At 72.6% G+C, this 7,354-nt stretch carries 8 protein-coding genes and 1 pseudogene; 3 read left to right on the plus strand and 6 right to left on the minus strand.

The features are described from left to right. Positions 1 to 54 precede the first annotated feature (54 nt). The 4 genes from V7E46_RS16045 to V7E46_RS16060 form a co-directional block, all read right to left on the minus strand. Positions 55 to 663 (minus strand): MarC family protein, encoded by a 609-nt coding sequence (locus V7E46_RS16045; RefSeq protein WP_329174998.1) that lies wholly within the window; start codon positions 661 to 663, stop codon positions 55 to 57. Positions 664 to 841: 178 nt separating this feature from the next. Beyond that, positions 842 to 1,693 carry a PHP domain-containing protein gene (locus tag V7E46_RS16050; protein WP_333769041.1) on the minus strand — a complete coding sequence of 284 codons (852 nt, stop codon included), beginning with the start codon at positions 1,691 to 1,693 and terminating at the stop codon, positions 842 to 844. A gap of 87 nt (positions 1,694 to 1,780) precedes the next feature. After that, entirely contained in the window at positions 1,781 to 2,419 is a 639-nt protein-coding gene (locus V7E46_RS16055; RefSeq protein ID WP_333769042.1) for a DUF6758 family protein, read from the minus strand. Positions 2,420 to 2,552: 133 nt separating this feature from the next. Next, a complete protein-coding gene (locus V7E46_RS16060; protein WP_333769043.1) occupies positions 2,553 to 3,137 on the minus strand; it encodes a suppressor of fused domain protein in 585 nt (194 codons plus the stop codon). A 388-nt stretch (positions 3,138 to 3,525) separates the two neighbouring features. On the opposite strand from V7E46_RS16060, the gene V7E46_RS16065 reads away from it, so the two are divergent. Beyond that, positions 3,526 to 4,662, plus strand: coding sequence for a magnesium and cobalt transport protein CorA (locus V7E46_RS16065; protein WP_329175003.1), 1,137 nt, complete (start codon positions 3,526 to 3,528; stop codon positions 4,660 to 4,662). Between the two features lie 18 nt (positions 4,663 to 4,680). Here V7E46_RS16065 and V7E46_RS16070 read toward each other — a convergent pair whose 3' ends face one another. Beyond that, on the minus strand, positions 4,681 to 5,625 hold the full coding sequence (locus V7E46_RS16070) for a DMT family transporter (RefSeq protein ID WP_333769044.1): 945 nt from the start codon (positions 5,623 to 5,625) through the stop codon (positions 4,681 to 4,683). Between the two features lie 143 nt (positions 5,626 to 5,768). Between V7E46_RS16070 and V7E46_RS16075 the strand changes: the two genes are divergently transcribed. Next, positions 5,769 to 6,275 (plus strand): hypothetical protein, encoded by a 507-nt coding sequence (locus V7E46_RS16075; protein ID WP_333769045.1) that lies wholly within the window; start codon positions 5,769 to 5,771, stop codon positions 6,273 to 6,275. 5 nt (positions 6,276 to 6,280) lie between these two features. Here the strand turns inward: V7E46_RS16075 and V7E46_RS16080 are convergent, their stop codons facing one another. Next, positions 6,281 to 7,027, minus strand: coding sequence for a hypothetical protein (locus V7E46_RS16080; RefSeq protein WP_333769046.1), 747 nt, complete (start codon positions 7,025 to 7,027; stop codon positions 6,281 to 6,283). Positions 7,028 to 7,170: 143 nt separating this feature from the next. On the opposite strand from V7E46_RS16080, the pseudogene V7E46_RS16085 reads away from it, so the two are divergent. Further along, positions 7,171 to 7,354, plus strand: a pseudogene (locus V7E46_RS16085) (hypothetical protein); the annotation flags it as partial.

The raw sequence follows: 7,354 nt of genomic DNA on the forward strand, positions 1-7,354 counted from the left end.
GGGCGGGGCGGATCCGGGAGCCGGACAGGGGCCTGGCGGGGTCGGCGGCAGGCCTCAGCCCTGGCCGTGGACGAACCCGAAGACGCCGTTCGCGACGGACTGCACGGCGATCGCCGACAGGAGCATGCCGGACAGCCGGGTCACCAGCACGACCCCGCCTTCCTTGATCACCCGGATGATCGCCAGCGAATAGCGCATCGTCAGCCACAGCACCGCGTGCATCGCCACGATCGCCAGCCACACCGAGGTCTGCTGCGCGAAGCCGTCCGCGTGCTGCACCGCCAGGATCACCGTGACGATCGCGCCGGGGCCGGCGAGCAGCGGCATCCCCAGCGGCACCAGCGCGACATTGACGTCCTTGGTCTGCGTCGGCTCGTCCGCCTTGCCGGTCAGCAGGTCGAGCGCGATCAGCAGGAGCAGCAGCCCTCCGGCGACCCGCAGCGCGGGCACCGACACGTGCAGGTAGTCGAGGATCTGCTGCCCGCAGACCCCGAAGACCGCGATCACCCCGAAGGCCACACCCGCGGCCTGCAACGCCATCCGCCGCTGCACCTTCGTGGCCCGGCCCGAGGTCAGCGCGAGGAAGATCGGCGTGATGCCGGGCGGATCCATGATCACGAACAGCGTGAAGAAGACGGACCCGAACAGGGTGAAGTCGAACATGGCGATGCTTTCGTCGTTAAAAGGATGCGCCGCGGGGGCGCGGGAGGGGTCGTACGGGGCGCCTGCTGCCGCGGAGGGCACGTTTCAGGAGCACGAGGGACGGCGGCGCGGCAAGCCCGCAACCGGCGGGTGGCCAGGGGCGGCGGCACGCTGGACCCCGGCGCGGCGCCGTAAAAAGCTAGACGGCGGAGATCGGTACCGCCCCTGTGGCCCGCGCGGCGATCTCCGCGTAGACCTCCGGCGCGGTCACGCACTCACCGAGGACGACCGTCTTCCGGCTTCCGTGGTAGTCCGAGGAGCCGGTGGCGAGCAGCCCCAACTGCCTCGCGAGGGCGCGCAACCGGGTCCGCGTCGCGGGGTCGTGGTCGACGTGGTCGACCTCGATGCCGTCGAGCCCGGCGGCGCCCAGTGCCGCTATGACCTCGTCGGACACCGTCTCCCCGCGCTTGTGGGCACCCGGGTGGGCGAAGACCGTGACGCCGCCCGCAGCCTTGACCAGGCGTACCGCCTCGAAGGGGTCGAACTCCTGCTTCTCGACGTAGACCCGCCCGTCGTTGGCGAGCCATTCCCGGGTGAAGGCGTCGGAGACTGTGGCGACGACGCCGAGTTCGACCATCGCGGTGGCAATGTGCGGCCGGCCGACCGAGCCGTCCCCGGCGATCCGCTCGACCATCTCCCAGGTGATGGGTACGCCCAGCGCCCGGAGCTTGTCGACCATCCCGCGGGCGCGCGGCACCCGGCCGTCGCGTACGAGTTCGCGTGCCTCGTACAGCCGCGGCTCGGCGGGGTCGAAGAGGTACGCCAGCATGTGCATGCCGATGCCGCCGATACGGCAGGACAGTTCGGCTCCGGTGACGAGCGTCAGGTCCGTACCGTCCAGGGCGGCGACGGCCGCCGCGTAGCCGCCGACGGTGTCGTGGTCGGTGAGCGCCACGACGTCGAGCCCGGCAGCGGCGGCGTTGCGCACCAGCTCGGCGGGGGTGTCGGTGCCGTCGGATGCCGTGGAGTGGGTGTGCAGGTCGATACGCACGGCACGGGCTCCCGGGGACGGCGCGGACAAGGGCGAATGCCAAGGATAGCTCCCGCCCGGGCCTGCGATTCCCAGGGCTTCGGCGACTCAGGCCAGCAGCCTGGGGGTCAGCGCCCCGCAGGGCAGCAGGTCGACCTCGGCACCGGCGTCCCGCAGGTCGGTGAGGACCAGCTCGTCGTACATCAGCAGGCCGGTCTCCTCGGGCCAGACGATGGCCCACAGCCACAGGCCGCGGGCCTCGCCGGCGAAGACGACGCGGTCGTCCGGGGCGCCGTCGACGTGCCACAGGGCGGTCGGGCGGCCGGCGGCCAGCACCTTGGCGTGCGGCGGCTTGTCCACGCACATGTTGGGACCCGGGTCGGGGCCGTCGATCCCGGCGTAGCGGGCGCCGAGCCCGACGCCCAGCTCCTCGGCGATCAGCATCAGCTCGCCGGGGCCGCCGAAGGGGCCGGGTCCCGAGCAGGCGACAGCGGTGGCACGGCCGCCGCTGCGGTCGTCACCGGCGTTGGCCACGCCGGAGAACAGCCAGCCGACGGGCAGCGGCCACGGCATCCACACCGGCACCTGCGCCCGGTGGACGACCACGCCGAGGCCTTCGACGCTCGGCGGGACGACGGCCTGGAGCGGGTGCACGGTGCCGTGCAGATCGCATTGCCAGGAGTCGGCGAAGAGGCCGGGCGCCCTGACCCTGCCACCGCACTTCGGGCAACTGGGTTCGCCCCTCATAAATCACCACGGTCCTCCCAGACCGTGCCCGCGTCAAGGACGATCACCCGTCCGGAGCCACCCATTCCGCTGGGCGCGGGAGTTGTGGGGTCCCCTTCGGCAAGGAGGTGCCCACCCGGGGGACCCGGGGGCGTCAGGCGAGGGGGACGGTGGGGCGGTGCGGGTCACGGAGGTCGGTGCCGCGGGTGAGCCAGCGCGAGCGCAACGCCTCGGCCCCGTGCACCCGCTTCCACGCGGCCTCGTTCGGGGTCATCGGGAGCAGCGGAAAGAAACGGACCGGCTCACTCGGCTCGGGAAGGGCGAGATCGTCGACGAGGCCACCCGGCTCGGCGACCAGGACCGAGGTGAAGGGCGCCCCCGGCCACAGCGGCCCGCCGAGATCCATCGCATTGCCGGGGGCCATGACGACCCCCTCGACCTGGGGGGACGCGGCCACGACGGCCAGCGGACGCAGCACCGCGGACGTATCGGCGCGGCCGGCCCTGACTGTGAGGACGACCTCGGCGCGCGGCCCGCGCAAAGGGTCGGCGAGCGGGGCGACCGGGTCGGCCATGGGCTGCGCGGACATCCCCAGGGTGGCGTATCGCAGCAGGTCGCCGTCGGCGTAGCGGAGCACCTCGATGCGCTCGGCGCCGAGGAAGGTGACGGCCGCGCGGGCGTCGGGTTCGCCGAAGGCGGACCTCAGCCGTGCCTCGACCATTGCCAGGATTTCGCCCATGCGGCGAGCATAGAACGCGTAAGGATCGCACCGACCGCGACATCGTCGTCACTCAGGCTTGCTAAGGTGGGCGTTCGCGCGTACGTCATCCCCCAGCGGGGAACGGCCGGAGGAGGTGGGGACTGACATGGATCCCAGTCGACCGTGCAGTACCAGCCGCTCTTCCCTTGCCGCTGCTGCCCCGCACGCCGTGTGACCCGCTGAGCCCCCGCGTTCCTTACCCGGCCTCCACGCCGTGAAACGCGACCTGCCTCGGCCTGCCCGCGGAGCGTACCCGCTCGGGAAGAGCGCCCTGAACTGCCTCGTGATCACCGAGTTCTGATCCACCAGCAGCATTTTCAGTTCAGTGCGGCGTGATGCCGTCGGCCAGTCCGTGAAGGAGCTTGCCATGTCGATGATCCGTGATCTTCGCGCAGTCGTGCGTCCCGCGCTGCGCAAGTCCCCCGCGTCGTACGACTACGGCCCGACGCGTGACGCGGTCACCGGTACGAGCGCGGTGGTGGACTGCGCGGTCTACCGCGACGGGGTGCGGTGCACCGACAGCATCGGGCCGCACGCGGCGCTGGAGACAGTGCGGGCCGGGCGCGGGTCCGAGCAGTGCGACGGCAGCGACGGCTTCGTGTGGATCGGCCTGCACGAGCCGACCGAGCAGGAGTTCGCGGGCATCGCGGAGGAGTTCGGGCTGCACCCGCTGGCCGTCGAGGACGCGGTGCACGCGCACCAGCGGCCGAAGCTGGAGCGGTACGACAATTCACTGTTCACCGTCTTCAAGACGATCCGCTACGTCGAGCACGCCGAGCTGACCGCGACCAGCGAGGTGGTGGAGAGCGGCGAGGTGATGGTCTTCACCGGCCGGTATTTCGTGATCACCGTGCGGCACGGCGGCCACGGCTCGCTGCGGGCGCTGCGGCACCGCCTGGAGGACGACCCCGAACTGCTGGCCAAAGGGCCGTCGGCGGTGCTGCACGCCATCGCCGACCAGGTGGTGGACGACTACCTGGCGGTCTCCGACGCGGTGCAGGACGACATCGACGAGGTCGAGATCGATGTGTTCTCCGCCGAGCCGGGCAAGTCCTCGCGCGGCGGCGACGCGGGCCGGATCTACCAGCTCAAGCGGGAGGTGCTGGAGTTCAAGCGGGCGGTGTCACCGCTGCTGCGGCCGATGCAGCTGCTGGGTGAGCGCCCGATGCGGCTGATCGACCCGGAGATCCAGAAGTATTTCCGTGACGTCGCCGACCATGTCGCCCGGGTCCACGAGCAGGTCACCGGCTTCGACGACCTGCTGAACTCGATCCTCCAGGCCAACCTGGCGCAGGCCACCGTCGTACAGAACGAGGACATGCGCAAGATCACCGCGTGGGCGGCGATCCTGGCCGTGCCGACGATGATCACCGGCGTCTACGGCATGAACTTCGACCACATGCCCGAGCTGCACTGGGAGTACAGCTATCCGACGGTGCTCGCCTCGATCCTGGCGATCTGCTACGCCATCCACCGCGGCTTCCGCCGCAACGGCTGGCTCTGACGGCAGGCGCCGGGACCGCTACACGCGCTTCCGGCGGTCGGCGAGGATCACCAGGGCCAGGCCCGCGAGGATCACGCCGAGCGCCGGATACGCGGCGGCGGGCGGTGTCTGCCCCAGCCAGAGCGCGGCGATCAGGGCCGCGCCCGGGGTCTCCAGCAGGATCGCGGTCGAGGTGGTGGACGGGCCGAGGCCGCGTACCACCCGGTTGAGCAGCGAATGCCCGAGCAGCTGGGCGACCACGGTCAGGGCGGCGATCTTGAGCCAGGTCCTCCCGTCGTAGCCGCCGAGCGCCGAGCCCGACACCAGGCACGCGCCGAGCAGCACCACGGCGGTGGTCGAGTAGCAGACGTAGGTGTAGGCGGTCGTGGTCGCGGTACGCCGCACCTCCGCGCCCAGCAGCATGTAGCCGGCCGCCGCGAGGCCCGCGGCCAGCGCGAGGGCGTCCCCGGCCAGGGCGCGGGTGTCGGTGGACATGTCGATGCCGGTCAGGATCAGCACCCCGACCACGGCGAGCGCGGTGCCCGCCCACACCAGGCCGGGCGGGCGGTGGCCGCGCATCCGCAGGATCAGGGTCGTCCAGATCGGGGTGGTGGTGCACAGGGCGGTGGAGGTGGCGACCGACGTCATGGTGAGGCTGGGCAGCCACAGCCCGAAGTGCAGCGCGAGCACCGCCCCGGCGCAGCCGGACAGGGCGAGCGACCTGCGGCCCATCCGGCGCAGTTCACCGCGGTGCCGCCACAGGGCGACGGGGCTGAGCACCCCGGCGGCCATGGCGTTGCGCCAGAAGGCGATCGCCAGCGCGGGCGCGGCGGTCGCGGCGATCAGCGGCGCCGACATGGACACGCCCGCGATGGCGACGGCGAGCAGCGTGAAGTCGGTGCCGCGCGACGCCGCCTCGGCGCCCTGCGCGGCGGCCGGGTGCGTGCCCGGGAGCGCGGCGGAAGTGCTCTGCGGGGCGGTCACGGGTCTCCTGGGGTGCGGCGCGGTGCGGACGTCCGTACGGGTGTGCGGGCATCCGCCCCCAGAGTAAGGCCCATGGGCGCCCCGAGCACCTGTCATTCCAGTCCCCGGACCGGCCCGGCGACCCGGCGCCCTACGCTGAGCACATGACGAGCGAGTACGCCGCCCTCATCGAGGAGGCCACCAAGAAGTCCGGCCTGGTCTGGGTGAACGGCCAGGCACTGTGGCACGCCTGGACCGACGGGGCGATGTACGTGCTGTGCGGCGGCCCCACCGAGCAGCCGCTGCCCGCCGGCCTCGCGGACGGCGCGACCGCGTCGGTGACCGTACGCAGCAAGGACAAGGGCGGCCGGCTGATCAGCTGGCGGGGCCGGGCCGAGCTGCTGGCCGCGGGCTCGGAACCGTGGTCGGCCGCGGTCGCCGAACTGCGGACGAAGCGGCTCAACTCCGCCGACGCCGACACCGTCACCGACCGCTGGGCCCGGGAGTGCGCGCTGTTCCGGCTCGCCCCGGACGGCGCCCCGGCCGAGCACCCGGGCGCGATGCCCGACACCTCGGGCGCCGCGGTACCGCTGCCGACCCCGGCCACCACCCGGCAGCCGATGCCGGCCGGCCTGCCGCGGCTGCTGGCCCGCCGCCGCTCCCGGGGCTGAGCCCGCTACCTGTGCGAGGGCGTCGGCACCGGGCTCGCGCCGACGGTCCTGCCGTAGTCCACGACATCGGATCTGGGCGGCGCGGCCAGGGTGAAGTCCTCGCCCCAGTCGACCAGCGTCAGGGTGCCCGCGTTGCCGGCCCGCTGGTAGCGCAGCGGGTAGGGGTCGCCCTTGAGCGAGACGTCGAGGCTGCCGCCCTTGGAGCCGGTCAGCTCGATGGTCCTGGCGTCGCCGATCTTGCGGTGCGCGCCGACGTCGAGGGTGCCGTCGAGCACGAACAGGTCGGCGAGCAGCACCTTCTTGTCGGTGAAGCCGCTGAACTGCCGGTAGGCGGGGTCGCCCGGCGGGACCTTGACGTATTTGCCGCTGAGCTTGGCGGCGGCGTCCTGGCTGTCCTTGTCGTCGCCGCTGCCGTAGAAGTCGGCGCCGGCCTTGAGGTAGAGGTCGTCGCCGACCCTGAGCAGCTGGAAGGTGTCGCCCTTGGTGGTGACCTCGCCGACCCCGCCGTCGGCGCGCAGCCGCATGTCGAGGCGGTACGTCTGCCCGTTGCTGACGACGGTGCCGGTGAGCCGTACCGCCTTGGCGGACCGGGCGGCGGCGCCGGCCCTCTGCTCGATGGTCCGCGCCGGGAGCTTGGCGACGCCGTTCGTACCGGCGTCCGGGTCGCCGCCCAGGCCGAGGCAGCCGCTGAGCAGCGGGGCCGAGGCGAGGCCCGCGAGGACGGCGGCGGCGGTCCTGCGACCGTGATACACGTGGACTCGACCCCTCGGAGACGGCGACTGCGGGCGTGGCAGAAGCTACCGCAGCGTACCCCCGGGGAGCACCCCGCAGGGCGGGCAAGATCCGCCCGGAGTAGCCTGGCCAGCGACGACGGCGAACTCGGAGGAGGCCCCTGATGGTCGCAGGCGCCCCCCGGGTGTTCGTGTCGCACCTGTCGGGTGTCGCGGTCTTCGACCCCAACGGCGACCAGGTCGGACGGGTCCGCGACGTCGTGGTGATGCTGCGGGTCGGGGGGCGGGCGCCCCGGGGGGGGGGGGGGGTGGGGGCGGGGGGGTTCCCCCCCCCGCCCAAAAAAACCA

The sequence above is a fragment of the Streptomyces sp. IBSBF 2435 genome (assembly GCF_036815005.1).
GTDB lineage: Bacteria > Actinomycetota > Actinomycetes > Streptomycetales > Streptomycetaceae > Actinacidiphila.

Coding starts and splice junctions, on each gene's coding strand:
- V7E46_RS16045 (WP_329174998.1), bottom strand. CDS start 663: ATGTTCGACTTCACCCTGTTCGGGTCCGTCTTCTTCACGCTGTTCGTG.
- V7E46_RS16065 (WP_329175003.1), top strand. CDS start 3,526: ATGTCGATGATCCGTGATCTTCGCGCAGTCGTGCGTCCCGCGCTGCGC.
- V7E46_RS16055 (WP_333769042.1), bottom strand. CDS start 2,419: ATGAGGGGCGAACCCAGTTGCCCGAAGTGCGGTGGCAGGGTCAGGGCG.
- V7E46_RS16060 (WP_333769043.1), bottom strand. CDS start 3,137: ATGGGCGAAATCCTGGCAATGGTCGAGGCACGGCTGAGGTCCGCCTTC.
- V7E46_RS16075 (WP_333769045.1), top strand. CDS start 5,769: ATGACGAGCGAGTACGCCGCCCTCATCGAGGAGGCCACCAAGAAGTCC.